This is a genomic window from Micropruina sp. (assembly GCF_047607385.1).
In the GTDB taxonomy this organism is placed as follows: Bacteria; Actinomycetota; Actinomycetes; order Propionibacteriales; family Propionibacteriaceae; genus Micropruina.
On the sequence record NZ_JASGDE010000188.1, the window covers coordinates 1 to 26,441 of the forward strand.

Here is a 26,441-nt window from a genome sequence, read left to right on the forward strand (position 1 = left end):
GCCCTGGAGGGCACCGCGCTGTTCACCTTCCTGGCCGACGACGTGCTGCTGTTCTACGTGTTCTTCGAGGCCACGCTGATCCCGATGTACTTCCTGATCGGCGGGTTCGGCGGCGAGCACCGCCGGGCGGCGGCGCTGAAGTTCCTGATGTTCAACCTGGTCGGCGGGTTCATCCTGCTGGCCTCGGTGATCGGGCTGTTCGCCACGTCCGCGTCGCTGGGCGGGACGCCGAGCTACCTGCTGGCCGACCTGGCCGGGCTGCAGATCCCCACCGAGACGGCCCGCTGGCTGATGATCGGCTTCCTGGTCGCCTTCGTGATCAAGGCACCGATGGTGCCGGTGCACACCTGGCTGCCGTTCGCCGCCGAGCAGGCCACGCCCGGCTCGTCCACGCTGATGGTCGGCATCCTGGACAAGATCGGCACCTTCGCGATGATCAAGTTCTGCATCGGGCTGTTCCCGGAGGCCAGCGCCTGGGTGGCGCCGGTGATGATCGGCCTGGCGCTGATCTCCATCGTCTACGGGGCGGCTGCGGCGATCGCCAGCCGGAACCTGCTGCGGCTGGTCTCCTACACCTCGGTCAGCCACTTCGGCTTCATGGTGCTGGGCATCTACGTGTTCACCACCCAGTCGATCAACGGGACGATCTTCTTCATGGTGAACCACGGGTTCTCCACCGCGGCGCTGTTCCTCACCGTGGGCTTCCTGATCAAGCGTCGCGGGTCGGCCGACATCGGCGACTTCGGCGGCGTGGAGAAGGTGGCCCCGGTGCTGGCCGGCGCGGTCCTGCTGGCGGTGCTGTCGGCGATCTCGCTGCCCGGCATGTCCACCTTCGTCAGCGAGTTCCTGGTGATCGCCGGCACCTGGTCGCGGATCCCCTGGGTGGCCGCGATCGCCGCCACCGGGATCATCCTGGCCGCCACCTACGGCCTGCTGATGTACCAGCGGACGATGACCGGCCCGGTCACCGAAGCCACCGCCAGCCACATCACCCGGGACCTGTCCGGCGGTGAGCGGGGCGTGCTGATCCCGATCATCGCGGTGATCATCGTGTTCGGCGTCCTGCCCGGACCGATCGTCAGCCTGGTCGAGCCCACCGCCAAGGCGGCGATGGAACGAATGCAGCTGACCGATCCGGTCGCGGCCGCGAAGGGAGAGAAGTGATGACTGCCGTGATCGAGTGGCGGGCCCTCGCCCCGGTCCTGCTGGTGCTGGTGGCGGCCATCCTGGGCATCCTGGCGGAGGCCGTGGTACCCAAGGCGCAGCGGTTCTTCGCGCAAGTCTTCCTGACCGTGGCGAGCACGGTGGCGGCGGGGGTCTTCCTGGTGGCCAACTGGCGCGCCGGGCTGGGCGGCCCGGTCGCGATGGGCTCGATGATGCTGGACGGCCCGACCTACTTCATGTGGGGCGCGCTGCTGGTCTTCGGGCTGGCCGCGATCCTGGTCTTCGCCGAGCGTCAGCTGAACGGCGGGGTGAGCGCCTTCGCCGCCTCGGTGGCGACCGTGCCGGGCAGCCGCGCCGAGGCGGAGGCGTCCGCGGCCCGGCTGGAGCACACCGAGGTCTTCCCGCTGGCGCTGTTCGCGCTCGGCGGCATGATGGTCTTCCCGGCCTCGGCCGACCTGATCACCATGTTCGTCGCGCTCGAGGTGTTCTCGCTGCCGCTGTACCTGATGTGCGGCATGGCCCGCCGGCGCCGGCTGCTGTCCCAGGAGGCGGCGCTGAAGTACTTCCTGCTGGGCGCGTTCAGCTCGGCGTTCTTCCTGTTCGGGGTGGCCCTGCTGTACGGCTACGCCGGCTCGTTCAACCTCAACGCGATCGCGGACGCGGTGCAGAACCCGACGATGGGCAACGGCATCCTGATCGCCGGCATGGCCATGCTGGGCATCGGCCTGCTGTTCAAGATCGGCGTGGTGCCGTTCCACAACTGGACGCCGGACGTCTACATGGGCGCCCCCACCCCGGTCACCGGCTTCATGGCGATCTGCACCAAGCTGGCCGCCGTCGGCGCGACGCTGCGGGTGTTCTACGTGGCGCTGGCGGGGGAGCGCTGGTCCTGGCAGCCGATGCTGGCGGTGCTGATCGTGGCCACCATGCTGATCGGGGCCGTCTGGGGCCTGACCCAGACCGACATCAAGCGGACGCTGGCCTACAGCTCCATCGCGCACGCCGGCTTCATCATGACCGCGGTCGTCGGGGCGTCCACCGGCTCGCCGACCAGCCCGCTGGACAGCGTCGCCTCGGCGATGTTCTACCTGGTCGTCTACGGCCTGGCCAGCATCGGCGCCTTCGCCGTGATCACCATGGTGCGCAACGCCTCGGGTGAGGCCAACACCATCGACAGCTGGTCCGGGCTGGGCCGCAAGAACCCGCTGCTGGCCAGCATCTTCGCGCTGTTCATGCTGAGCTTCACCGGCATCCCGCTGACCGGTGGCTTCATCGGCAAGTGGGCGGTGTTCACCGCGGCCTGGCGCGGCGGGTTCAGCTGGCTGGTGATCGTCGCGGTGCTGCTCAGCCTGGTGGCGGCCGTGTTCTACCTGCGGATCATCGTGGTGATGTTCTTCGGTGAGCCGGCCGACGGCGTGGTGGTCGGCAAGGCCAGCGCGTTCACCTGGCTGCCGATCGCGGTCGCCGCCGTCGGCGTGGCCGCGCTCGGCGTCTTCCCCGGCCCGGTCCTCGACCTGGCCACGGTCGCCGGCACCTTCCTGCGCTGACGGTCTGAAGGTCCCGGCACCTGGCCATCCCGGCGAGTGCCGGGATCTCCCACCGGGGCAACGGCTCGACAGCCCTACTGACGGAGCCTCTAAACTGACCCTGCCTGCCCAACGTCTGAGCAAGGAGAAGTGTGACTCTCGAGATCGGCGTCGACTCCACGTTCGCGCAGTCGGTCGCAGACCGGTTGAGCTCCATCGAGGATCGGCTGGCGGCATCTGCTTTCGGTGACACCCCGTTCGTGACGGAGGCGGCCACCCACATCATCAACGCCGGCGGCAAGCGGTTCCGGCCGCTGCTGGTGGTGCTGGCCTCCCAACTGCACCCGGGTGCGGACGCGGACGCCGCGGAACGGGCCGCGATGGTGGTGGAACTCACCCACGTCGCCAGCCTCTACCACGACGACGTGATGGACGAGGCCGACCTGCGCCGCGGCGCGGAGAGCGCGAACCATCGCTGGGACAACTCGGTGGCGATCATGATCGGAGACTTCCTGTTCGCCCGGGCGTCCTCGATCGTGGCCACCCTGGGCGTCGACTACGTGGCGCTGCAGGCCGACACCTTCGCCCGCCTGGTGCAGGGCCAGATCGCCGAGACCCAAGGGCCCTCCGCCGCCGACGACCCGGTGGCGCACTACCTGCAGGTGGTGGCCGACAAGACCGGCTCGCTGATCGCCACCTCGGCGGTGTTCGGCGGCATGGTGTGCGGCGCGTCCGAACCGGTGCTGCGCGCGCTGGCCGCCTTCGGCGAAGAGATCGGCGTGGTCTTCCAGCTCTCCGACGACATCATCGACATCGCCAGCGACAGCACCGGCAAGACGCCCGGCACCGACCTGCGCGAAGGGGTCTGGACGTTGCCGACGCTGCTGGTGAAAGGCTCCGACGACCCCGCCGACGCCCGGCTGCGCGAGCTGATCGGACGCCGCCTCGACGATCCCGCCGAGCTCGCCGAGGCGCTCGGGCTGATGCGGGCCCATCCGGCGCTGGCCCGGGCCCGGGCCGAGGTGGACCGTCGCGCCCAGCTGGCCAAGGAGCACCTCTCCCGGCTGCCCGAGTCCGCAGCCCGGGAGGCGCTGTTCGAGTTGTGCGACCAGATCGTGTCCCGATCCAGCTAGGCCCTGCCAACCAGGCCCCAGGTGCCGGTCGGCGGGACCCTGGAGAGACTTCCCTGGGGATCGCATTAGCACAACCGCACTACCGCGTCCACGCGGTGCGTCCCAGCTTGCGGGAGGCTGCGGCGGGCGGCAGACTCGACCCGAACAGCAGCGCCGAGCTACCACTGGAGTTACCATGCCTCGTCCTCACGTAGTGATCATCGGTTCCGGATTCGGTGGGCTGTTCTCGGCCCAGGCCCTGGCCAAAGCCGACGTCGACATCACCCTGATCAGCAAGACCACCGCTCACCTGTTCCAGCCGCTGCTCTACCAGGTGGCCACCGGCATCCTGTCCAGCGGTGAGATCGCGCCGGCCACCCGCGACATCCTGCGCAATCAGAAGAACGCCCGGGTGCTGCTCGGTGAGGTCGACCGGATCAATCTGGCCTCCCGGATCGTGATCGGCGAGAAGCTCTCCAAGCAGATCATCCTGCGCTACGACTATCTGATCGTGGCCGCCGGCGCCGGGCAGTCGTACTTCGGCAACGACCACTTCGCCACCTTCGCCCCCGGCATGAAGACCATCGACGACGCCCTGGAGCTGCGGGCGCGCATCTTCGGCGCGCTGGAGATGGCCGAGCTCAGCCAGGACGCCGCCGAGCGCCGCTCGCTGATGACCTTCGTGGTGGTCGGTGCCGGCCCGACCGGTGTGGAGCTGGCCGGCCAGATCGTCGAGCTGTGCCACAAGACGCTGGTCGAGTCGTTCCGCAACATCGACACCCGCGAGTGCCGGGTGCTGCTGCTGGACGGTGCGCCGGTGGTGCTGCCGCCGTTCGGCGAGAAGCTGTCCGCGGCCGCCAAGAAGGAGCTGGAGCGGATCGGCGTCGAGATCAAGCTGAACGGCATGGTCACCAATGTGGACGCCACCGGCCTCGACGTGAAGTACAAGGACGGCTCCACCGAGCGGATCGAGGCGATCTGCAAGGTGTGGGCGGCCGGTGTCCAGGCCAGCCCGCTGGGCAAGACGCTGGCCGAGCAGTCCGGGGTCGAGGTGGACCGGGCCGGCCGGGTGCCGGTTGAGCCCGACCTGACCCTGCCGGGACATCCCGAGGTGTTCGTGGTCGGCGACATGATGAGCCTGGACCGGCTGCCCGGTGTCGCCCAGGTCGCCATCCAGGGCGGACGCTACGCCGCGAAGAAGATCATCGGCGAGGTGACCGGCAGCCCGGTGACCGAGAAGTTCAAGTATTTCGACAAGGGCTCGATGGCGGTGATCAGCCGGTTCGGCGCGGTCGCCAAGATCAACGACAAGGTGCAGTGGAGCGGCTTCATGGCCTGGTTGGCCTGGCTGGGCCTGCACCTGATCTACGTGGTCGGCTTCAAGAACCGGGTCACCACGCTGCTGCACTGGGCGATCACCTTCCTCGGCAGCGGACGCTCCGAGCGGGTCACCACCGAGCAGCAGCTGGTCGGACGCCTCGCCGTCAAGCAGCTCGGTGCCGCCTTCGAACCCACCATCAGCGGCATCCTCGACCCGAAGAAGATCGAGCACTGACCCGGGAGCCCCGCGGTCGCCGCAGTCGGCGTCCGCCGGGGCCGCCGAGGCTCGCCGGCAGGGTGTGGGCGCGTCCGCACAGGGCATGACAGGATGGCGGCCATGCTGGACGCTGCCACCTATTCCGCCTTGTCGGCCCTGGAGATCGCGCGCGAGGTCAACGCCGGGCAGCTGTCCGCCGTCGAGGTGGCGGCCGCCGCTTTGGAGCTGGCCGAACAGCGTGGTCCGCGGCATGGGGCGTTCACCTGTCTGGCCCCTGAACGGGCGATCGCGGACGGTGAGCGCACCGACCAGCGGATCGCGGCCGGCGAGCGGCTGCCGCTGGCCGGGGTGCCCTGCCCGATCAAGGACCTGAACCAGGTCGCCGGGCTGCCCTGGGAGGCCGGCAGCGCCGCGCTGCGCGGCAACCGGGCCACCGTCGACGACCCGATCGTCGGCTGGTTCGGCGAGGCCGGCACCAGCATGGTGGGCAAGACCACGGTGCCCGAGTTCGGGCTGCCCTGCTACACCGAACCGGACACCGGAGCCCCGGCCCGGACGCCGTGGGATCCGACCCGCTCCGCCGGCGGCTCGAGCGGGGGAGCGGCGGCCGCGGTCGCCGCCGGGATCGTGCCGATCGCGCACGGCTCCGACGCCGGCGGCTCGATCCGGATCCCGGCGTCCGCCTGCGGGCTGGTCGGGCTGAAGGTGAGCCGGGGGCTGATCTCGTCCGGCAACCGCCCGCCCGGCCCGGGCCTGGGCACCGACGGGGTGCTGTCCCGGACGGTCCGCGACACCGCGCTCGCCCTGGACGTGCTGGCCGGGCCACGTCCCGGGGACAGCTACTGGGCGCCGGTGGCCCTGGACGGCTACCTGGCCGCCTGCGACCGTGCGCCCGAGCCGCTGACCATCGGGCTGCTCACCACCCCGGTGATCGCCGCCGACGCCGCGGTGCACGCCGCCTGCCTGGACGCCGTGGCGCGCGCCGGGCTGCTGCTGGAGGGTCTGGGGCATCGGGTGGTCGACGCCCCGGTGCCGTTCCCGGCGGAACGCTGGCAGGCGTTCGCGTCGGTCTGGTCGGTGGGTGCGTTGGGCATCCCGCTGCCGCCCGAGGCGGAGAGCGCGCTCACCCCGCTGACCCGCTGGCTGCGCGAGACCGGGCGGGCGGCGTCCGCCCTGGAGTACGCCCAGGCGTTGGGCGCGATCCAGCTGCTCACCCAGCAGGTGGCGCAGGAGTGGGACGGCTTCGACATCGTGGTGACGCCCACGCTGGCCCAGCCGCCGGCACCGGTCGGCAGCCTGCGCGACGACGCCGACCCGGCCGGCGATTTCGCCGCCCAGACCCGGTTCACGCCCTGGACGTCGGTCTACAACCTGACCGGACGCCCGGCGATCAGCCTGCCGCTGCACACCGCCCGGGTCGACGGCCCGGAATCGCCGGAGCTGCCGATCGGGGTGATGCTCGGCGGCCGCTTCGGTGCCGAGGAGACCCTGCTCGGCCTCGCCGCCGCCCTGGAGTCGGTGGCGCCCTGGGGACGCCCGACGCTTGGCTGACGGGTCCGCTGGTCGAGCTTGTCGAGACCTGGATTCGACACGATCAGCCGATATGCCGGGCGCTACCAGATCTTGACCCGCTGCTCCGGCGGCAGCCACAGCTGGTCGTCGCCGGTGACGCCGAAGGCGTCGTAGAACGCCGGAATGTTGCGCACCACCTGGTTGCAGCGGAACTCGTCCGGGGCATGCGGATCGTTGGTCAGCTGGGTGATCAGCGCCTCCGGCCGGGCCTTGTGCTGCCAGGCCCGGGCCCAGGAGAAGAACAGCCGCTGGGCGCCGGTCAAGCCGTCGATCGGCTCGGGCTCGGCTTCCCCGATCGCCAGCCGCCAGGCCTGGTAGGCGATCGACAGCCCGCCCAGGTCGCCGATGTTCTCGCCGATGGTGAGCTTGCCGTTCACCCGATGCCCCGGGGTGTCGGCCGGGCTGAGCTCGTCGTACTGCTCGATCAGCGCCCTGGTGCGGTCCTCGAACGCCGCCCGGTCCTCGGCCGTCCACCAGTCCCGCAGCTTGCCGTCGCCGTCGCAGGTGGAGCCCTGGTCGTCGAAGCCGTGGCCGATCTCGTGCCCGATCACCGCGCCGATCGCGCCGTAGTTGACGGCGGCGTCGGCGTCCTCGTCGAAGAACGGCGGCTGCAGGATGGCCGCCGGGAAGACGATCTCGTTGCGCAGCGGGTGGTAGTAGGCGTTCACCGTCTGCGGGTGCATCAGCCACTCGTGGCGGTTCATCGGACCGTTCAGCTTGGCCCACTCGTAGTCGCTTTCGAAGGCGGCCGAGCGCAGCACGTTGCCGAGCAGGTCGCCGGCGTCCACGTCGAGGCCGGAGTAGTCGCGCCACTGGTCGGGGTAGCCGATCTTGGGGATGAATTTGTTCAGCTTGTCCAGGGCCTGCGCCCGGGTCGCCTCGGTCATCCAGTCCAGCGCGCCGATCGACTGCCGGTAGGCCTCGATCAGGTTCGCCACCAGCTCATCCATCCGCCGCTTGGCGGCCGGGGAGAAGTGCCGCTCCACGTAGAGCTTGCCGAGGGCCTCGCCCAGGCAGCGCTCGACCAGCGTGATGCCGCGCTTCCAGCGCTCGCGGTTGGTGGGGATGCCGTGCAGCACGGTGCCGTAGAAGCCGAACCGGGCCTGCACGAACGCCTCCGGCAGGTACGGCGACAGCGCCGACAGCAGGTGGAAGCGGGCCCAGGCACGCCAGGCCGGAAGCCGCTCGCTGCCCAGCAGCTCGGTCACCTCGACCGCGAAGGACGGCTGGGCGTCGATCAGCTGCTCCAGCTCGCCGACTCCGGCGGCGCGCAGCATCCGCAGCCAGTCCACCCGCGCCGAGAACGGCTCCGGGCGGGTCGGGTTGTACATCTGGCGGATGTCCCGGGTGCGCACCTTGTCCCAGTGCCGGGACGCGATCTCGGTCTCCAGCGCCACGACGGCGTCGGCCTCGGAGGCGTCCAGACCGGCCAGCGACAGGGTCGCGGCGACGTGGTCGCGGTAGCCGGCCAGCACGTCGGCGAACCGCTCGTCGCGGTAGTACTCCTCGTCGGGAAGGCCGAGGCCGGACTGGCTGACGAACAGCCCGTACCGGGTCGGGTCGCCGGGGTCGGAGTCGACATCCAGGTCGAGCGGCGCCCCGGTTCCCCGGCGGATGCTGCGTCCGAAATAGTCCAGCAACGCGTCCAGGCTGTCGATGGCGTCGATCTCGGCGAGCAGCGGCTGCAGGCCGGACAACCCGCGCCGCTCGATCTCGTCGGTGTTCATGAAGGACGCGTACAGGTCCTGCACCTTGCCCGCCTCGGTGCCGGGCGCCGCCCCGGTCAGCCCGGTGATGATCTCCCGGACGGCCTCCTCGGCGGCGTCCCGCAGAATCGACGCGGCGCCGTAGGAAGGCTTGTCGTCGGGGATCGGGGTGGCGGCCAGCCAGCGTCCGTTGACGTGGCGGAACAGGTCGTCCTGGGGCCGGATGTGCGGATCGACGTCGAACGTGGTCACCCGGGTGATCCTACGGGCCCGTCAAGACAAGGTGCGACGGGACCGCCCTTGCAGGTTGTGCCGGTTCAGCGAACTGAGTTCGATGCCAGTTCCATTTGGTCCTGTGGATAACTCAATATCCGTCAGGGGAGCGTCGTAGCATGGCGCAATCCGGTCCGGACCAGTGGGAGGCGCCATGGCTATCACCAAGCATCGCTCGACCGAGCAGATCGAGCGGCACCTGGCGGCAGTCGCTGCTGCCCAGCGGATGGCGGGCGAGGAACCCACCGCCGAGGACATGGAGGCCGCTCGGCGCATCCTTGCCGGCGAAGCAACCTCGGACGAGGTCATCGCTGAACGGTTCGAGCAGATCGACAAGAAGTACGGGATCGTTCGCCGTCCGTAGCGGTTGACGACGATGGCCGACCCGTACACCTACCGGGGCAGTCATGTCCTGGTGAACCTACCTGGCTACGCCCATGCCGAGGCCTGGAAGGAAGCGGAAGTCGCGCACGTGACGGCGCGGCTGGTCGATCTCATTGAGCACCCGGTCGCGGGGGACTTCGACCTGGCTCACCTTCAAGCAATCCATGCGGCACTCGTCGACGGCTTCTACAGCTGGGGTGGGCGGCTGCGCACCACCGACACCGGCCCGGGTGGCACCGGCATCGCGCACTGCCGGCCCGAGTTCATCCGCGCCGAGGCCGACCGGGTCTTCGGGGAGCTCGCGACGTCCGACCACCTGCGCGGACGTGACCGCGACGCCTTCTCTCGCGGACTGGCCTGGACCTGGGGCGAACTGACCGTCATCCACCCGTTCCGCGACGTCAACACCCGTACCCAGTTCACCTTCTTCAATCAACTGGCGCTGCATGCCGGTTGGCTGATCGACTGGACGACGGTCGACCCTTACCTGTTCGGATACGCCCGCACGGTGGCCATCGTGAGCGACGAACGAGGAATCGACGCCCTGCTCTACCCGGCGTTGGAGCCGCTCACATCGGATACCTCGCCGACCCGAGCGCTGCGGAGCGGCGCGAACCGGTTCGTGGCCGACCGCCCCAGCTGGACGCGGCCGGAACTCGACCGGGCCCTGGTCGCTGCGATCGAGCGCAGGGAAGCGCGCTGAAGCTGCACACACCCGGGCCACCGTCGAGGTTCGCCGCGCCGGTGACGATGTAGCGGACCTGACGTAAAGCCAACCCCGAACCCTTGTGGCGTAGTCGTGTCCAGGCCGAACAGGTCAGGCTGCGACGATCGGCTTCACCGCGGCCAGTTCTTCGGCGTGCGCGATGGTGGCAATGAGGGTGTCGTAGTTCGTCTGCAGGTCGATCCAGTACCGATCGCTCACGCCTAGGGCTCGAGCGATCCTCAGGCCGGCATCCGGGGTAATCCGGCGCTTTCCCCGGACGATCTGGCCGATGTGGGTCTGGCTCAGGCCGGTTGCCTGTGCGAGCCGGTACTGACTGATCCCCAGGGGGCGGAGGAACTCGTCGGCAAGGATCTCGCCAGGGGTGATCGGCTCGTGTGCTGGTGCTGTCATGGTTTGCCCTCCTTCAGTGATAGTCGACGATCTGGACGTCAATGGGTCCGCTGTCGGTCCAGGTGAAGCAGATCCGGTACTGGTCGTTGACCCGGATGGCGTACTGCCCGCTTCGGTCGCCGACCAGCTTCTCCAGCCGGTTCCCCGGCGGCACGCGCAGGTCGTTGACTGTCCGGGCGACATCGAGCATCTGTAGTCGCTTGTGGGCGGCCCGTTGAACGTCGGCACCCAGCCGGGGTGCTCGTTCCAGGTTCCAGACCCTGCGTGTGGTCTCGTCAGCGAAGGACTGGATCACGTGATGATACTATCAGAAGGCGATAGTATCGCGCCATGCTGGCTGTGGCTGGGGCCACGCGCGGTGCTCCGCGGAGTCCCAGAGGGTTGTCATGGCCACCAACAGGATCGTTCGCCACCCGCAGCGGCTGACAGCACCCAAGGAGAGCGACGAGAAGTCGTGGGCGTCCATGAAGATGTCGCCGAGGGCGAGGACGATGATCGCCTTCGGCTCCGTGCCCTGCGCGCCGCAATGTATAGCCGAAAGGTAACGAGACGCTTCGGCTGTGGTCTTGTATCCTAGCCGGAGAACGATCTATATGAGAGCCCCCAGGAAAGGGGGCTGAATTATGGGATGGCGAAGGAAGGTGCTGGCCTCGACAATCGTCGCTTCGGTCTTTTCGGTTGGAATGGCGGTCCCAGCTCGAGCCACTTCCCGCCCCGACTCGAATCTCATATGGGCGCAACAAGTGTCTGATGTCTCCAGTCGAAAGTGAACTAGACCGGCTGTTCACGGAGTATCTACAGATGCGTCCGGACGGAGGCCTTGTGTTCAATGAGGCCGCAGCTGCTCGCGACAGAATTCCGCTGCGCGATCTGAAGACCATTGCGAATGCGGTCAATTCGTCTCGTGTTGGCCCATCCGCGACGTCGTCTCGACCCGGCCAAGTCACACCTCAGCACGCACCGGGCTCGGCCGAGTGGACCAGGTGCGTCGTGAACTTCACCGGTTTCGGTACGATATACGGAATCCTTGACGGAAGCATAAGGGCGGACATTAGGGCCAAGCGCTTCAAGAGGCCGGCCTTGGCGATCATCAGGATCGTCGGCGCTGCGGCGGTCCGCGGAGGTGTGGTAGGTCTGGTTGCTTCGCTTGTAGCGGGAGCGGTATGGTGCTCAACGCCTTGGGCATCGTGAGGGGAACGATGATGACATCGAAGGAGTTTCCAAACTCTAGATACATGAGTGTGGGTGTTGCCCTTGCGATAAGACTAGTGATCTTCGTCGTCATGGGTGCCATGGCGATTATGATTCTTCAGCTACCAGTGATGCCGGTAGTCATGGGCGTGCTGTCGCTTGTTCTGCTTTCCGTCGTGATCGGATGGGTTGAGATGCGATGGCCGCACCGGACGGGCCTCAAGGCGGTGGTTTCGACGTGCGGCGTGTTCGCAGTGTTGATAACTTCGGTCTTCCTCGATGGACATCTCAATGTCGGCTGCTTCGTAGTGGGCGCAGTGGTGGCGATTGTGCTTCTCACCTCACTGAGAGGCAAATCGTAGGTCGCCGGCCAGCTCCGGGAGACAGCCCTCACGTCTTCTCTGGGTCAGCCCGATACGGGGATCACCTCGACGGAGAACCCGAGGGCATCAGGCCGGCGTCCGGGGTAATCCGGCGCTTTCCCCGGACGATCTGGCCGATGTGGGTCTGGCTCAGGCGGGTTGCCTGTGCGAGCCGGTACTGACTGATCCCCAGGGGGCGGAGGAACTCGTCGGCAAGGATCTCGCCAGGGGTGATCGGCTCGTGTGCTGGAGCTGCCATGGTTTGCCCTCCTTCGCCGACACAGCGCGACAGTACCGCGACCCGTACCCAGAGCTTGTCAAGACAGGGTCGATCGAGGTTGGCGTCGGCGGGCGACGCAGAGCTTGTGCTCGATCGCGACCGCCGAGCCTGCCGGTGGATAGCTCCAGATCAGTGAGGGAGCGTCGTAGCATGGCGCAATCCGGTCCCGGACCAGTGAGAGGACGCTATGGCCATCAGCAAACATCGCTCGACCGAGCAGATCGAGCGGCATCTCGCTGCGGTCGCTGCTGCCCAGCGGATGGCGGGCGAGGAACCCACCGCAGAGGACATGGAAGCAGCTCGGCGCATCCTGGCTGGCGGAGCGACCGCGGACGAGGTAATTGCCGAGGGTCTGGCTGAGTTGGAGACGCGGCATGGGAGGGGCGCGCAGTGACTCCCGGCGGGGCGATAGACACCGGCCACTCTTTCACCGACTCGGCCGGCCGGGATGCCGATACTCACAGTCCGACTCTGCAGGCCTATCACCGACGACTGTGGAGCAAGCGTCTTCCTGACGGAAGCATGTTCGACTTGCATCCGCTCACGAAGAGTGGAAATTACCTACTTCGCCACTCGTCGTATCTTGGTGATTTCATCCTCGCCAGCGACCAACTCGTCAATGCAAGTGAGACGTTGCGTCGCAAGTTCACTAGGAATATCTCCCCTGCCGCGGATGCTCGATTCTGGCGAAAGGGGCTGACGATCGGTGGCCGCACGATCTTCCCGTACAACCGGGTGGGTGGAAAGATGACGATCAACGGTGCGCGTGGATTCCATCATCAGATCAAGGACCGCTTCGATCTGACCCTGGAGTCGATCCGGCGTCATTACGCACGCCAGGAAAGCCCATTGGCTCCGGTGCTGGCGAGGTATGCATCCTTCTTCGAGTTGTTCGGTGACTTCCGTGGGTACGTGGACTTCTTTCTGCTCAACGACTTGGTCACCGACGAGGGTGCCGTCGAGTTCTTCCTTCCGTTCCACGACTTCGAAGGGCCGCCGATGCCGGAAACTTCGGCCGACTACAGACTCTTTCTTCGACGTCAGATCGAGTTCGTCGTGGCGCGAAACACTCGAATAGCCCACGCCGTCCGCAGCCTCTAGCGATGGCCGGCTGGTGAGAACAGACCGAAGGGCCCTGCACGTACCAGCCACCCGTGGCACCACGCTAGCGACCCGCTACCGCGATCTTGCGTTTGAACCCTGACGTCGTGTTGCGGACCGTGCGCATCGTGTCACGATGCTGAGATCGGGACGGGGTGCGCTTCAGGGAGGGTTGGGCCGCCCCGTCGCGTCCTGGCAGGCCAGGCTACTGCGACGAGGTGATTGCCGAGTTGGGGTAAGGGTTCAACGCTGGTGGGCGGGACGGCCGGACGGCTGTGCCCCCTCGCAAGTGGCTTGCCGCGACTATCGGCTAAGCTTGTTCGCAGTAACCCCGCGCTGCGGGGTGAATAGGGTCGCTGCTCCCCGCCGGACGACGGGACGCGGCCCTAACGCCTTCTCTGGGTCAGGCCGATGCGGATCACCTCGACGGAGGGGCCGAGGGCATCCAGCGGTTCGGCATCGGTGCCTGTGAGCGACGCGCCGACCGCGCCGGCGACGATGTCGGCGATCCAGAGCATCGGGTCATCGCTCTTGCCTGCGAAGTCCACGGTGAGCGGTTTCGGGACAGCTCCGTGGGAGCGCAGATCGGTAATTGTCGCCACGTCCCGTCGGTTCTGCAATGCGGTGCGCCCCTCGATGAGCATGTGCTCTACGCCGATACCGGCCAGTTCGGTCGCCAGCCGAGCCAGGCACCGTGACCGGGCACGCTCAGGCCCGGCCGCCTCGACCGGGGCACCGACCACCACGGTGTGCAGGGCCTCGAGTCCAGAGATGACAGTGGCGATCTGCAGGCGGCGCCCCCGGTCTTCCTCGTGCCAGTGGAGGAATCTCAGTTCCGGGAGGCGTAGTGCCCGCACGCTCCGGCGGGCCTCATCTGCCTGCTCAGTACCGCAGATTGTGGCTGCAAGCACATAGACGCTCGTGCCGCTGGCGCGCCTACGGGTGGACTCATCCACCCACGCGTGAAGTGCCGGCACACCAATCATCCGCCCATCCAACCATCAGGTGCTGACACCTACGGGCCGAGAAACGCCCGCAACAGGGCGTCGCGGAGGCATGAACGCGTAGGGATCAGACCGTGCTTTGGGTCGCCGGCGTCGGGTGAGGTCGCCCGCTGAGGTCGCGCCGGTACCCGGGTGTGACGGTGTCGAGATGGTGACCACGGTGGAGGCCGAGGGTCAGCTCACCGTCCAGGTGTCCGAACCGTTCAGCAGTCCTTGCAGGGCCGTCAGCCGTTCGGACGCCTCGGGCATCCGGACCTGCTCGCGGACGCCGTCGTCGAACGTCGGCCGCTCCACCGACCGGAAGATCCCGATCGGGGACTGCTGTAGCACGCCGGTGTCGGTGAGCCGGGACAGCGCGAACGCCGCGGTCGGATCGGCCGCGTGGGCATCGTGGACGACCACCTGGGCCGGGTCGGCATCGGCGGTGTCGACCACGGCCATCGAGCCGTCGCCGCGCCGGATCACCGACTTGGCGCCGTCCGGGCCGAAGGTGACCGGCTCGCCGTGCACCAGCCGGATCACGCCCGGCGCCTTGGGTCCCTTGAGCTCCAGGAAGGCGTCGTCGTTGAAGATCGGGCAGTTCTGGTAGATCTCCACCAGCGAGGCGCCCCGGTAGCCGATCGCGGCCGTGAGCACCTCGGTCAGGTGCGCCCGGTCGGAGTCGATGGTGCGGGCCACGAACCCGGCTTCGGCGCCCAGCGCCAGCGAGAGCGGGTTGAACGGGTAGTCCACCGAGCCGACCGGGGTCGACTTGGTCACCTTGCCCAGCTCGGACGTCGGCGAGTACTGGCCCTTGGTGAGCCCGTAGATGCGGTTGTTGAACAGCATGATGGTGATGTTCACGTTGCGCCGCAGGGCGTGGATCAGGTGGTTTCCGCCGATGCTCAGCGCGTCGCCGTCACCGGTCACCACCCACACCGCCAGATCCGGACGCGACACCGCGACACCGGTGGCGATCGCCGGCGCCCGGCCGTGGATGGAGTGCATGCCGTAGGAGTCCACGTAGTACGGGAACCGCGACGAGCAGCCGATGCCGGAGACGATCACGGTGTTCTCGCGCCGGATGCCGAGCTGCGGCATCAGGCCCTGGAAGGCGGCCAGCACGGCGTAGTCGCCGCAGCCGGGGCACCAGCGCACCTCCTGGTCGGAGGTGAAGTCCTTGCGGTTCAGCGGGGTCAGCGCCAACGGCACCCCGGCGAGCCCGGAGGCGGTCGAGGTCATCGTCCGTCCTTCCCGTCGATGATGGTGATCAGGTCCTCGGCCAGCTCCGACAGCGAGATCGGCAGCCCGCGGACCCGGGAGTAGCTTTCGCAGTCGACCAGGTACTTGGCCCGCAGGATGAACGCCAGCTGACCCAGGTTCATCTCCGGGACGATCACCCGGTCGTAGCCGCGCAGAATGTCACCCAGGTCGGACGGCAGCGGGTTCAGATGCCGCAGATGCACCGTGGCGACGTTGCGTCCGCTCAGCCGGACGCGCCGCGCCGCCGCCGAGATCGGGCCGTAGCTGGAGCCCCAGCCGACCACCAGGACGCGTGCCTCGCCGCTCGGATCCTCCACCTGCAGCGGCGGCAGGTCGGCGGCCACGCCGTCGACCTTGGCCTGCCGCAGCCGAACCATGTACTCGTGGTTGTCCGGGTCGTAGGAGACGTTGCCTGTGTCGGCGGCCTTCTCGATGCCGCCGATCCGGTGCTCCAGCCCCGGCGTGCCGGGGACGGCCAGCGGACGAGCCAGCTTGGCGTCCCGGCTGTAGGGCAGGAACGGTCCGTCGGCGGGCGGCTCGGTGACGAAACCCGGGTCGATCGCGGGCAGGTCGGCCAGGTTCGGCACCGCCCACGGCTCGGCGCCGTTGCCCAGGTAGCCGTCCGAGAGCAGGATCACCGGCGTCCGGTAGGTGAGCGCGATCCGGGTCGCCTCCAGCGCGGCGTCGAAGCAGTCGCCGGGGGACGCCGCGGCGATCACCGGCAGCGGGGCCTCGCCGTGGCGTCCGAAGATCGCCTGGAACAGGTCGGCCTGCTCGGTCTTGGTCGGCATGCCGGTCGCCGGCCCGGCGCGCTGCACGTCGCAGATCACCAGCGGCAGCTCCAGCATCACCGCCAGCGAGATGGTCTCCATCTTCAGCGCCATGCCCGGCCCGGACGTGCTGGTCACGCCGAGCGCGCCCGCGTAGGACGCGCCCAGTGCGGCGCCGACGGCGGCGATCTCGTCCTCGGCCTGGAAGGTGATCACACCATGTTCCTTGGCCCGGGACAGGATGTGCAGCACATCGGACGCCGGGGTGATCGGGTAGGCGCCCAGGAACAGCTGTAGCCCGGCCTTGGCGGCGCCGGCGATCAGGCCGTAGGCCAGCGCGGTGTTGCCGGTGATCTGCCGGTAGGTGCCGGCCGGGGTGGGCGCCGGTGCCACCTGGTAGCGGGCGGTGAACACCTCGGTGGTCTCGCCGTAGGCGTGGCCGGCCTTGAACGCGGCGACGTTGGCGTCCCGGATGGCCGGCTTGCTGGCGAATTTGCGGGCCAGGAATTCGAGGGTGCCCTGCTCACTGCGGCTGTACAGCCAGGTCAGCAGGCCCAGCGCGAACATGTTCTTGGTGCGCGCGGCGTCCTTGCGGCCCAGCCCGAACGGCGCCACCGCGGCCACCGCCAGCCCGGTCAGGTCGAGGGCGTGCACCTCGTAGCCGTCCAGGGTGCCGTCGGTGAGCGGGTTGTCGGTGTAGCCGACCTTGGCCAGGTTGCGGTTGGTGAAGTCGGCGGTGTCGGCCAGGATCACCGCGCCGCGGGGCAGGTCGTGCAGGTTGGCCTTGAGCGCGGCCGGGTTCATCGCCACCAGCACGTCCGGACGGTCGCCGGGGGTGCGGATGTCGAAGTCGGCGAAGTGCACCTGGAAGCTGGAGACCCCCGCGACGGTGCCGGCCGGCGCCCGGATCTCGGCCGGGAAGTTGGGCAGGGTGGAGAAGTCGTTGCCGAGCTGCGCGGTGTCGGAGGTGAACCGGTCGCCGGTCAGCTGCATGCCGTCCCCGGAGTCTCCGGCGAACCTGATGACGACCCGATCGACGCTGCGAACCTCGCTCATGCGGGTTTCGCCCTCCCTCTGTTGTGACAATCCGCGCCAGCTTACTGGCTTGTCGATCACGTCAGTCATTCACGGCTTTCGGTCGAGAATCGGTCAGAGGTTCGGCGACCGCGGCCCGCCAGCGCCGCACGATCGCGTCCACCAGCAGCGGGTGGACGCCGATCGGCTCGCTCACCGCGTCCGCGCCGGCGTCCTCGAGCTGTTCGCTGAACCGGCCCGGGGCCAGCAGGTAGGACGCGATCGCGACCCGGCGATGACCGGCGGCGCGCAACGTCGCCACCGCCTCGGGGACGGTCGGCGAGGACGCGGTGACGAAACCTGCCAGGGCCGGACGGTCCACGGCCCTGGCCAGGGTGCGGGTCACGGCGCGCACCTCGGCGACCGCCCGCTGCCGCAGCGAGCCGGCCCCGGCCAGCACCACCGCGTCGAACTCGCCGACCGGCTCCAGCCGGTCCAGCACGGCGGGCAGCACGTCGGCGCCGATCAGCGGGGTGGCGGTGGCCAGCCCGCCGGCGGCGGTGATCGCGGCGGGGATGTCGGAGGTGACGTGGTAGCCGCTGGTCAGGAAGGCCGGCACCACGATCGCCTCGCCCAACTCGCGCAGCGTGTCGGTCAGCGTCGGGGTGTGGATGTCCACCCAGCCGAGCCGGACGTCCGCGCCGCTGGCGTCGGCGACCGCCTCGGCCAGCTCCAGCGAGGTGCGGGTGCCGAGCGCGGAGCGGGTGCCGTGCACCGCCAGCACCAGCGGCGGGTCGAAGGACGCCATCAGATCGACCAGTTCAGGGTGGCCGCGTCGAACTCCTCGGCGCTCAGCCCGGAGCGGATCATGCCGGCCGCCAGGGTGCTGCCCATCTGTGGATCCACCAGCAGGAACGCGCCGGTGCGCCGCGAATCGGAGTAGTCCTCGGCGACGATCGGGGCGGCCAGCCGGATGCTCACCCGGCCGATGTCGTTGAGGGTCAACGCGTCGGCCTCGACCGGGGCCAGGGTGTCCAGGTCGAGCCGGCCCTTGATCTCCTTCACGATGCCCTGCACGGTGCGGGTGGTGTGCTTGAGCAGCACCTTCGAACCCGGACGCAGGGCACGGTCGGAGAGCCAGCAGACCAGCCCGTCGACGTCCTGGGTGGGCGTCGGGGCGTCGGACGCCGCCGCGATCAGCTCGCCGCGGGTGATGTCCACCTCGTCGGCCAGCCGCAGCGTCACCGACATCGGCGCGAACGCCTCGTCCAGCTCTTCGCCGGCGGCGTCGATGCCGACCACGGTGGTGGTCCGGCCCAACGGCAGCACGCTCACCTCGTCGCCGACCCGCACCACGCCGGAGGCGATCTGGCCGGCGTAGCCGCGGTACTCGACGTGCTGCGGGTCGCGCGCCGCGGCCTGCGGACGGATGGTCAGCTGCACCGGGAACCGGAACGGCTCGTCCTCGACCACGGTGCCGGACGGCAGCTCCTCGAGCAGTTCCAGCAGGCTGGGCCCGTCGTACCAGGGGGTCTGCTCGGAGCGCTCGACGATGTTGTCGCCGAGCAGCGCCGACACCGGCACGCAGCGGACGTCGGAGATGCCCAGCCCGGAGGCCACCTCGGCCAGTTCGGCGGCGACGGCGGTGAACCGGTCGGCGTCGAAGTCGACCAGGTCGATCTTGTTCACCGCGAAGACCAGGTGCGGCACCCGCAGCAGGGCGGCCACGGCGAGGTGCCGGCGGGTCTGCTCCAGCACGCCCTTGCGGACGTCGACCAGCAGCACCAGCACGTCGGCGGTGGACGAGCCGGTCACCGTGTTGCGGGTGTACTGGACGTGCCCGGGGCAGTCGGCCAGCACGAAGGTGCGCTTGGCGGTGGCGAAGTAGCGGTAGGCGACGTCGATGGTGATGCCCTGCTCCCGCTCGGCGCGCAGCCCGTCGGTGAGCAGCGCCAGGTCGACGATGCCGAGGCCCTTCTCCTTGCTGACCCGCTCGACGGCGGCCAGCTGATCGGACAGCACCGACTTGGAGTCGTGCAACAGCCGTCCGACCAGGGTGGACTTGCCGTCGTCGACGCTGCCCGCGGTCGCCATCCGCAACAGCGTTCCGGTGGTATCGGTGCTTGTCAGAACTGCGCTGCTCATCAGAAGTAGCCCTCTTTCTTGCGGTCCTCCATGGCGGCCTCGGTGAGCCGGTCGTCGGCGCGGGTGGCGCCGCGTTCGGTGATCCGGGTGGCGGCCACCTCGGCCAGCACCGCAGCCACGTCGGCGGCGTCCGATTCGACGGCGCCGGTACACGGCATGTCGCCGACGGTGCGGTACCGGACGGTCTTGGTGACCACCTGCTCCGACGGCTTCGGCTGGGAGAACGCGCCGACCGCCAGCCACATGCCGTCGCGGTGGAACACCTCGCGCTCGTGCGCGTAGTAGAGCGCCGGCAGCTCGATGTTCTCGGCCTCGATGTAGCGCCAGACGTCCAGCTCGGTCCAGTTGCTCAGCGGGAACACTCGGACGTGCTCGCCGGGCCGGTGCCGCGGGTTGTACAGGTTCCACAGCTCGGGGCGCTGGTTGCGCGGATCCCACTGCCCGAACTCGTCGCGCAGGCTGACCACCCGCTCCTTGGCCCGAGCCTTCTCCTCGTCGCGGCGTCCGCCACCGAAGACGGCGTCGAAGCGGCCCTCGGCGATGGCGTCCAGCAGCGGCTGGGTCTGCAGCGGGTTGCGGGTGCCGTCGGAGCGCTCGATCAGGCGTCCGTCGTCGATGTAGTCCTGCACCTTGGCCACGATCAGCCGGGCGCCCAACGACTCGGCGACCGCGTCGCGGAACTCCAGCACCTCGGCGAAGTTGTGCCCGGTGTTGACGTGCAGCAGCGGGAACGGCAGCGGCGCCGGCCAGAACGCCTTGGCGGCCAGGTGCAGCATCACCACCGAGTCCTTGCCGCCGGAGAACAGCAGCACCGGACGCTCCAACTCGCTGACCGTCTCGCGGATGATGTGGATCGCCTCGGACTCCAGCTCGCGCAGCTGGCTCAGCCGCCGGGCCTTTTCGTCGGTCGAGCTTGTCGAGACCTCGGACTGGGTTTCGGCAGGCTCAACCGGCGACGACTGGGTTTCGGCAGGCGCAACCGGCAACGACGCGGTTTCGGCCGGCTCAACCGGCGACCCGGTCAGGTTCAGGCTTTGCAGTGCGGTCACGAAGGGGGCCTCCACGATCTCGGCGGTCTCGGACGGCTGCACGTGCAGGCCGCATTCGGTCTTGTTCAGGCCGGCCCAGCGGCCGGCGCGGGGGTCTTCGCCGGGGGCCACCGGACGGGTGCACGGCGCGCACCCGATCGACGGGTAGCCCTGGGTGAGCAGCGGGTTCACCGGCACCGCGTGGGTGCTGGCGTAGTCCAGCAGCTCGTCGAAGCTCCAGGCCGCGATCGGGTTGATCTTCACCATCTGGTGACCCTCGTCCCACTCCACGAACTGGGTGTTGGCGCGCAGCACGTTGTCCTCGCGGCGCACCCCGGTCACCCAGGCCTCGTAGCCGGCCAGGGCGGAGTTGATCGGCTCCACCTTGCGCATCTGGCAGCACAGGGCGGCGTCCCGGTCGTGCAGTCGCGCCCCGTATTCGGCGTCCTGCTCGACGACGGTCAGCTTCGGCAACACGTCGACGATGTGCACCGGTGCGGCGGCGGCCAGGGCGTCCCGGGTCGCGACGGTCTCGGCGAAGTGGTAGCCGGTCTCCAGGAACAGCACGTCCACGCCGGGCAGGTGCCGGGCGATCAGGTGCGGCACCACGGTGTCGCCGGCCATCGAGCAGGCCACGGCCACCCGTCCGGCGAAGTGCTCAGCGGTCCAGGCGGCCACGTCGTCGGCGGTCCAGTCGGCCGAGCGGGCCTGGGCGTCGGCCACCAGGGCCTGCAGTTCGGCGGTGCTGCGCCGGCTGGTCGCCAGCGGTGCGGCGGTCACCGCAGGGCCTCGTCGTCGCTGCGTTTCGCCCATGCCGAGAAGGTCTCGCCGGCCTCGTGGTCGTCGGCGAACCGGCGGACCACCCGCTCCACGTAGGCGGGCAGCTCGTCGGCGCTCACCTTCAATCCGCGCACGGTGCGGCCCAGGCCCGGGTCCTCCCGGTCGGCGGACGCCAGCCCGCCGCCCAGGTGCACCTGGAAGCCGAACTCCGGTTCGCCGTCGGCGCCGGTCAGGATCTGGCCCTTGAGACCGATGTCCGCGGTCTGGATGCGGGCGCAGGAGTTCGGGCAGCCGTTCAGGTTGAGGGTGATCGGCAGTTCCAGCTTCACGTCGTGCAGCCGGGTCTCCAGCTCCGCGATGGCGGCGGTGGCGGTGTCCTTGGTGTCGACGAAGGCGAGCTTGCAGAACTGGATGCCGGTGCAGGCCATGGTGTGCCGGCGGAACGGGCTCGGGTCGGCGTGCAGGCCGAGGTCCTTCAACTCCGTGACCAGGCCGGCCACCTCGTCGGCGGGGACGTCCAGCACCAGCAGCTTCTGGTGCGGGGTGAACCGCACCCGCTGCGAACCGACCCGCTCGGCCGCGTCGGCGAGCTGCTTCAGGATGGTGCCGGAGACCCGGCCCACCGTCGGTGCGAAGCCGATGTAGAAGCGTCCGTCCTTCTGGGCATGGACGCCGACGTGGTCGCCGGCGTACGGCGCGGGGGCCGGCGCCGGGCCGTCCGGCAACGCGTAGCCCAGGTACTCGTCCTGCAGTACCTGGCGGAACTTCTCCGGGCCCCACTCGGCGAGCAGGAACTTCAGCCGGGCCTTGTTGCGCAGCCGGCGGTAGCCGTAGTCGCGGAAGATGCGGACCACTCCGTGCCACACCTCGGGCGCCTGCTCGGCGGTCACGAAGGTGCCCAGCCGTTCGGCTAGCCGCGGCGCGACGCTCAGCCCGCCGCCGACCCACAGGTCGTAGCCGGGGCCCAGTTCGGGGTGCACCACGCCGACCAGCGAGATGTCGTTGATCTCGTGCACCACGTCCAGGCTGGGGTGGCCGGTGATCGCGGTCTTGAATTTGCGCGGCAGGTTCGAGATGTCCGGGTCGCCGATGAAGCGCTGGACGATCTGCTCGATCACCGGGGTCGGGTCGATGATCTCGTCGGCGGCGATCCCGGCGACGGGGGAGCCCAGCACCACCCGGGGGCAGTCGCCGCAGGCCTCGGTGGTGATCAGCCCCACGCTCTCCAGGCGGCGCCAGATCTCGGGCATGTCCTCGACCCGGATCCAGTGCAGCTGAACGTTCTGCCGGTCGGAGATGTCGGCGGTGTCGCGGGCGAACTCCCTGCTGATGTCGGCGATCACCCGCAGCTGGTCGGTGCTGACCGCGCCGCCGTCGATCCGGACCCGCAGCATGAAGTACTTGTCGGAGAGCTCGTCGGGGCCGAGCGAGGCCGTCCGGCTGCCGGAGATGTCCTGGCGGCGCTGGGTGTACAGACCCATCCAGCGGAACCGGCCGTGCAGGTCGTCGATCGGGATCGAGTCGAAACCCTGCTTGGAGTAGATCTGCTCGATCCGGGCCCGCACGTTGAGCGGGTTGTCCTCGGCCTTGAACTCTTCGTTGTGGTTGAGCGGCGCGGTGCCGTCGACCAGCCACTGGCCGTTGCTGCGGCCTTCGCGAGGAGGCCGGACCCGGGCGGGCGCAGTTGTGCTCATGAGAACTCCTGATGGTGGGGGATCCGGGTCGCCCGGATCGTGGGAGGACGGCTCAGGCGCAACACATCGCGCTGCTCAGCACACGCTGCAGGTCGACGTGACGCCGGGTCACGAGCAGGACGGTGCGGAACATGCGGCGAAACTACCCAGCGGAGCGGCGACCGACGGCATCAGCTGGCCGGAAGTCACTCAATGGTACTACTTATTGCCGTCGCTGCTGGGTGTCTGGGTGCCGAGAGGCGTGGCGGGCGGCCGGGCCTCCCGGTGCCCGCGGATGCCAGGGACGGCTCGCGCGACGTGGCCATCCTCCCCGTTTCCCCCCGGGGGATATCGGTGATCCGCACTGTATGAGTCTGAAGCCGCGAGACTCATTCCTTCTGAGTTCTTGGGGTCGGCGGCGGTCTGCGGCCGACGAGTTGAAAAGCGGCCGTTCCCGTAGCCAAGACTCCGACCAGAGCAACCGTCGCGACGACGACCGCGCTCAACCGGTCGAGAGCGGCAGGCCGGGTGGCCGAATCCAAGAAGATCATGGTCGCCTGGACCGGCAAGGCGAGCCCGAGGCACCCCATTGCCCATCGGGCCAGTGCTCCGCCGATGGCGGCAGCGACGAGCGCGACAATGCCGATGCAAGCCACGGTCAGCCCATAGCTGCCGTCATGGGAGTGGGCGTCTTCGTCCAGTGCCATCATGAATGTACCCAGGAGCCCGATCGGGAGCATCCCCCATCCGATCACACCCAGCAGAAGGCGTCCGCACAGGTCGACGAAAGGCCGTCCCGGTGCTCGCATGGCCGAATCGTAGCTAGTGCCGCCCGGGCACGCTGTACGCGGGCGCGCACACGTAGCCCCGCTAGGCTGAGCCGTGCAGTACTGACGAACGAAGGAATGCGGGTGAGCGGACGGGGCCGGACGACGACCGTCCCGCGTCCGCGCTGGCTCACCCGGGAGGCGCTGTCCGGCTACCGAACCGACCTGGCCACGGCCTGGCGGGTGCCGGCGGTGAAACGCGGCCTGCTGGCCACCTTCCTGCTCTTCGTGGGCTCGCTGACCCCCGCCTACCTGCCGCAGAACAGCCCCTGGTGGGCGCCGATCCGCGCCCTGGGCTGGGACACCTGGCCGGCCAAGGTGATCGGCACCGCGCTGGTGGTGGCCGCGGTGGTGCTGCTGGTGGACGCCTGGTTCCGGCTGCGGCCCGGGCTCTATCTCGACTTCAAGCACTGGGCGGTGGGGCTGATCTGGAGCCTGCCGCTGCTGCTGGCGCCGCCGATCTTCAGCCACGACGCCTACTCCTACGCAGCCCAGGGCTGGCTGCTGCACAACGGTCTCAACCCCTACGACACCCCGGTCAGCGTGCTGCCGGGGGCGTTCGCCGACCAGGTCGCCTGGGTTTGGCGCTACACGCCGGCGCCCTACGGTCCGCTCAGCCTGCAGATCTCGCACCTGATGGTGATCGTCGGCGGCCTCGACCCCTATGTCTCCACACTGCTGATGCGCATCCCGGCGCTGATCGGCGTGGTGCTGATCGTCTACTTCCTGCCCCGGCTGGCCGGCCGACTGCGGGTGGACGTCCAGCTCGCCGCCTGGTTCTCCACCATCAACCCGCTGCTGATCATCGACCTGGTCGGCGGCATGCACAACGACGCGCTGATGATCGGCCTGATCATCGCCGCGCTCTACCTCACCCACCAGCGTCCGCAACGGTTCTGGCTGGGGGCGATCGTGGTCGGGGTGGCGGCCGCGATCAAGCAGCCGGCGCTGCTGGCCGCCTATCCGGTGGCGCTGATCGGCCTGCCCTGGCAGTGGAACACCCAGCACGTGCTGAACAAGATCGCCCGGGCCGCGCTGTCGTCCGCGATCGCGGTGGGCACCTTCGTGCTGATCTCCGTGGCGACCGGGCTCAACTTCGGCTGGATGAACGCCCTGGACGTGCCCGGCCGGGTGGTCACCCTGGCGCCGTTGTCGCTGCTCGGCGAGGGCGTCCGGCTGCTCTGTGTGGCGGCCGGCCATTCGGCGCTGGGCACCCAGATCGCCGGTGGCCTGCTGGTGGCCGGGGTGGTGGCGTCCGCGGTGATCGTGAGCTATCTGGCGGTGACCGTGGCCCGCCGGCGTCCGGTCACCTTCTTGTCCTGGTCGTACCTGGTGGTCGCCCTGCTCGGCCCCGCGATGCACTCCTGGTACCTGTTGTGGGGCGGACTGCTGCTGCCGCTGACCCGGCCCACGGACCGGATGCAGCGGGTCGCCGTGGTGGTGACCAGCGTGCTGCTCGGCTACGGTGCCGGCAACCTGGCCTGGCGCAACGACACCGGCATCGCGCTCGGCCTGGCCGGACTGGCCCTGATCACCACGCTGCTGGTCCGCTACTTCGACGAACACCGGACGACGGGAGCACACAGGTGAGCGAGGAGGTCCTCTTCGAGGTCGCGGACGGGGTCGGCCGGATCACTTTGAACCGGCCGCGGCAGATCAACGCGCTGACCCTCCCGATGCTCGCCGAGATCGGCGACCGGCTGATCGACTGGCTGGACGACGACGCCGTCGAGCGGGTCCGGCTGACCGGCGTGGGGGAGCGCGGGCTCTGCTCGGGCGCGGACGTCCGGACGCTGCGGGCCGACCTGGCCGAGCGCGGCGAGGCCGGCGCCCAGGTCTTCTTCAGCGTCGAGTACGGGGTGGACGCACTGATCGCCAACTACCCCAAGCCGGTCCGCGCCGACCTGTTCGGCATCACCATGGGTGGCGGCATGGGGCTGGCCGCGCACTGCGCCGAGCGGGTGGTGCGGTCCGATAGCCGGCTGGCCATGCCGGAGACCATCATCGGGCTGTTCCCGGACGTCGGGGTGCTCTACGAGCTGTCCCGGGCGCCCGGCGAGTTGGGCACCCACCTGGCCTTGACCGGCCTTCGGGTCGGGCCGGCGGACGCCGTCGCGATCGGCCTGGCCGACCGGGCCGAGGGCGAGGTGCCGGACGCCGAACTGCTGACCCAGCGCGGCTGGATCGACGCGTGCTACGCCGGCGACGACCCGGTGGCGATCGTGCGGCGGCTCGCCGAGCATCCGGCGTCCGAGGCCCGGGATACCGCCGCGCTGCTGCGCCGCCGCTGCCCGTTCGCCGTGGCGGTCAGCCTGGCCGCGATCCGCCGGGCCGCCACCCTGCCCGACGTCGCCGCCGTGCTGGGCCAGGACCACGCCCTGGCGGTGCCGATGGTGCTGCGTCCGGACTTCTCCGAAGGCGTCCGGGCCCAGGTGGTGGACAAGGACCGCAACCCGGTCTGGCAGCACGAGCGCCTCGAGGACGTCGACCCCGCCGAGGTGGCGGCGCTCTTCCGCGACCTCGACTGACCCGGCTCGGCCCTCCCAAATAAGTTCTGCCCTCCCGTCGCCGGGAGGGCAGAACTGATTTGGGTGGGCCGAGCCGGGTCAGTCGAGGTCGCGGAAGAGCGCCGC

At 69.2% G+C, this 26,441-nt stretch carries 24 protein-coding genes and 1 pseudogene; 12 read left to right on the forward strand and 13 right to left on the reverse strand.

What is annotated here, in order from left to right:
- From QM582_RS16440 to QM582_RS16460, 5 genes are all read left to right on the forward strand, one after another.
- The coding region (locus tag QM582_RS16440; RefSeq protein ID WP_415086203.1) for a complex I subunit 4 family protein at nucleotides 1–1,164 on the forward strand (1,164 nt) is incomplete at its 5' end.
- The gene (nuoN, locus tag QM582_RS16445; RefSeq protein WP_415086205.1) at nucleotides 1,164–2,711 is read left to right on the forward strand and encodes an NADH-quinone oxidoreductase subunit NuoN; all 1,548 of its coding nucleotides are present in this window, start codon (nucleotides 1,164–1,166) and stop codon (nucleotides 2,709–2,711) included. The genes QM582_RS16440 and nuoN, both read left to right, overlap by 1 nt.
- 131 nt (nucleotides 2,712–2,842) lie before the next feature.
- Nucleotides 2,843–3,823: a polyprenyl synthetase family protein gene (locus QM582_RS16450; RefSeq protein WP_415086207.1), complete on the forward strand. Its 981-nt coding sequence runs from the start codon at nucleotides 2,843–2,845 to the stop codon at nucleotides 3,821–3,823.
- 175 nt (nucleotides 3,824–3,998) lie between these two features.
- Entirely contained in the window at nucleotides 3,999–5,357 is a 1,359-nt protein-coding gene (locus QM582_RS16455; RefSeq protein WP_415086208.1) for an NAD(P)/FAD-dependent oxidoreductase, read from the forward strand.
- 102 nt (nucleotides 5,358–5,459) lie between these two features.
- Nucleotides 5,460–6,890 carry an amidase gene (locus QM582_RS16460; protein ID WP_415086210.1) on the forward strand — a complete coding sequence of 477 codons (1,431 nt, stop codon included), beginning with the start codon at nucleotides 5,460–5,462 and terminating at the stop codon, nucleotides 6,888–6,890.
- Nucleotides 6,891–6,952: 62 nt separating this feature from the next.
- Here QM582_RS16460 and QM582_RS16465 read toward each other — a convergent pair whose 3' ends face one another.
- Nucleotides 6,953–8,869 carry a M13 family metallopeptidase gene (locus QM582_RS16465; RefSeq protein WP_415086212.1) on the reverse strand — a complete coding sequence of 639 codons (1,917 nt, stop codon included), beginning with the start codon at nucleotides 8,867–8,869 and terminating at the stop codon, nucleotides 6,953–6,955.
- Between the two features lie 175 nt (nucleotides 8,870–9,044).
- Between QM582_RS16465 and QM582_RS16470 the strand changes: the two genes are divergently transcribed.
- Both QM582_RS16470 and QM582_RS16475 read left to right on the forward strand, forming a co-directional pair.
- Nucleotides 9,045–9,254 carry a hypothetical protein gene (locus QM582_RS16470; RefSeq protein WP_415086214.1) on the forward strand — a complete coding sequence of 70 codons (210 nt, stop codon included), beginning with the start codon at nucleotides 9,045–9,047 and terminating at the stop codon, nucleotides 9,252–9,254.
- Between the two features lie 12 nt (nucleotides 9,255–9,266).
- On the forward strand, nucleotides 9,267–9,977 hold the full coding sequence (locus QM582_RS16475; protein WP_415086216.1) for a Fic/DOC family protein: 711 nt from the start codon (nucleotides 9,267–9,269) through the stop codon (nucleotides 9,975–9,977).
- Between the two features lie 114 nt (nucleotides 9,978–10,091).
- On the opposite strand, the gene QM582_RS16480 is transcribed toward QM582_RS16475, so the two are convergent.
- Nucleotides 10,092–10,391, reverse strand: a complete 300-nt coding sequence (locus tag QM582_RS16480; RefSeq protein ID WP_415086218.1) for a HigA family addiction module antitoxin — start codon at nucleotides 10,389–10,391, stop codon at nucleotides 10,092–10,094.
- Nucleotides 10,392–10,404: 13 nt separating this feature from the next.
- Nucleotides 10,405–10,686, reverse strand: a complete 282-nt coding sequence (locus QM582_RS16485; RefSeq protein ID WP_415086219.1) for a type II toxin-antitoxin system RelE/ParE family toxin — start codon at nucleotides 10,684–10,686, stop codon at nucleotides 10,405–10,407.
- Between the two features lie 868 nt (nucleotides 10,687–11,554).
- Here QM582_RS16485 and QM582_RS16490 point away from each other — a divergent pair.
- A complete protein-coding gene (locus QM582_RS16490) occupies nucleotides 11,555–11,944 on the forward strand; it encodes a hypothetical protein (protein ID WP_415086221.1) in 390 nt (129 codons plus the stop codon).
- Between the two features lie 61 nt (nucleotides 11,945–12,005).
- Here the strand turns inward: QM582_RS16490 and QM582_RS16495 are convergent, their stop codons facing one another.
- The gene (locus QM582_RS16495) at nucleotides 12,006–12,203 is read right to left on the reverse strand and encodes a HigA family addiction module antitoxin (RefSeq protein ID WP_415086222.1); all 198 of its coding nucleotides are present in this window, start codon (nucleotides 12,201–12,203) and stop codon (nucleotides 12,006–12,008) included.
- 208 nt (nucleotides 12,204–12,411) lie between these two features.
- Here QM582_RS16495 and QM582_RS16500 point away from each other — a divergent pair, with 208 nt between their 5' ends.
- The gene (locus tag QM582_RS16500; RefSeq protein WP_415086223.1) at nucleotides 12,412–12,618 is read left to right on the forward strand and encodes a hypothetical protein; all 207 of its coding nucleotides are present in this window, start codon (nucleotides 12,412–12,414) and stop codon (nucleotides 12,616–12,618) included.
- The gene (locus QM582_RS16505) at nucleotides 12,615–13,325 is read left to right on the forward strand and encodes a DUF6994 family protein (protein WP_415086224.1); all 711 of its coding nucleotides are present in this window, start codon (nucleotides 12,615–12,617) and stop codon (nucleotides 13,323–13,325) included. The genes QM582_RS16500 and QM582_RS16505 overlap by 4 nt, the downstream gene beginning before the upstream one ends.
- Nucleotides 13,326–13,711: 386 nt before the next feature.
- Here QM582_RS16505 and QM582_RS16510 read toward each other — a convergent pair whose 3' ends face one another.
- From QM582_RS16510 to QM582_RS16550, 9 genes and pseudogenes are all read right to left on the reverse strand, one after another.
- Nucleotides 13,712–14,311: a hypothetical protein gene (locus QM582_RS16510; protein WP_415086225.1), complete on the reverse strand. Its 600-nt coding sequence runs from the start codon at nucleotides 14,309–14,311 to the stop codon at nucleotides 13,712–13,714.
- A 192-nt stretch (nucleotides 14,312–14,503) separates the two neighbouring features.
- Complete coding sequence (locus QM582_RS16515; protein WP_415086227.1) at nucleotides 14,504–15,550, reverse strand: 2-oxoacid:ferredoxin oxidoreductase subunit beta; 1,047 nt, start codon at nucleotides 15,548–15,550, stop codon at nucleotides 14,504–14,506.
- A complete protein-coding gene (locus QM582_RS16520) occupies nucleotides 15,547–17,397 on the reverse strand; it encodes a 2-oxoacid:acceptor oxidoreductase subunit alpha (RefSeq protein WP_415086229.1) in 1,851 nt (616 codons plus the stop codon). Before QM582_RS16520 ends, QM582_RS16515 begins: the two co-directional genes overlap by 4 nt.
- Before the next feature lie 61 nt (nucleotides 17,398–17,458).
- The gene (locus tag QM582_RS16525; protein WP_415086231.1) at nucleotides 17,459–18,163 is read right to left on the reverse strand and encodes a sirohydrochlorin chelatase; all 705 of its coding nucleotides are present in this window, start codon (nucleotides 18,161–18,163) and stop codon (nucleotides 17,459–17,461) included.
- Nucleotides 18,163–19,500: a sulfate adenylyltransferase subunit 1 gene (locus QM582_RS16530; RefSeq protein WP_415086233.1), complete on the reverse strand. Its 1,338-nt coding sequence runs from the start codon at nucleotides 19,498–19,500 to the stop codon at nucleotides 18,163–18,165. Before QM582_RS16530 ends, QM582_RS16525 begins: the two co-directional genes overlap by 1 nt.
- A complete protein-coding gene (gene cysD, locus QM582_RS16535; RefSeq protein WP_415086242.1) occupies nucleotides 19,500–20,591 on the reverse strand; it encodes a sulfate adenylyltransferase subunit CysD in 1,092 nt (363 codons plus the stop codon). The genes QM582_RS16530 and cysD overlap by 1 nt, the downstream gene beginning before the upstream one ends.
- Nucleotides 20,592–21,341, reverse strand: a pseudogene (locus QM582_RS16540) (phosphoadenylyl-sulfate reductase); the annotation flags it as partial.
- The gene (locus QM582_RS16545) at nucleotides 21,305–23,002 is read right to left on the reverse strand and encodes a nitrite/sulfite reductase (protein WP_415086235.1); all 1,698 of its coding nucleotides are present in this window, start codon (nucleotides 23,000–23,002) and stop codon (nucleotides 21,305–21,307) included. The gene QM582_RS16545 and the pseudogene QM582_RS16540, both read right to left, overlap by 37 nt.
- Nucleotides 23,003–23,370: 368 nt before the next feature.
- Entirely contained in the window at nucleotides 23,371–23,790 is a 420-nt protein-coding gene (locus tag QM582_RS16550; RefSeq protein WP_415086237.1) for a hypothetical protein, read from the reverse strand.
- A gap of 102 nt (nucleotides 23,791–23,892) precedes the next feature.
- Here QM582_RS16550 and mptB point away from each other — a divergent pair, with 102 nt between their 5' ends.
- Nucleotides 23,893–25,398: a polyprenol phosphomannose-dependent alpha 1,6 mannosyltransferase MptB gene (gene mptB, locus QM582_RS16555; protein ID WP_415086238.1), complete on the forward strand. Its 1,506-nt coding sequence runs from the start codon at nucleotides 23,893–23,895 to the stop codon at nucleotides 25,396–25,398.
- The gene (locus tag QM582_RS16560; protein WP_415086240.1) at nucleotides 25,395–26,336 is read left to right on the forward strand and encodes an enoyl-CoA hydratase/isomerase family protein; all 942 of its coding nucleotides are present in this window, start codon (nucleotides 25,395–25,397) and stop codon (nucleotides 26,334–26,336) included. Before mptB ends, QM582_RS16560 begins: the two co-directional genes overlap by 4 nt.
- The last annotated feature ends 105 nt before the right edge of the window (nucleotides 26,337–26,441 follow it).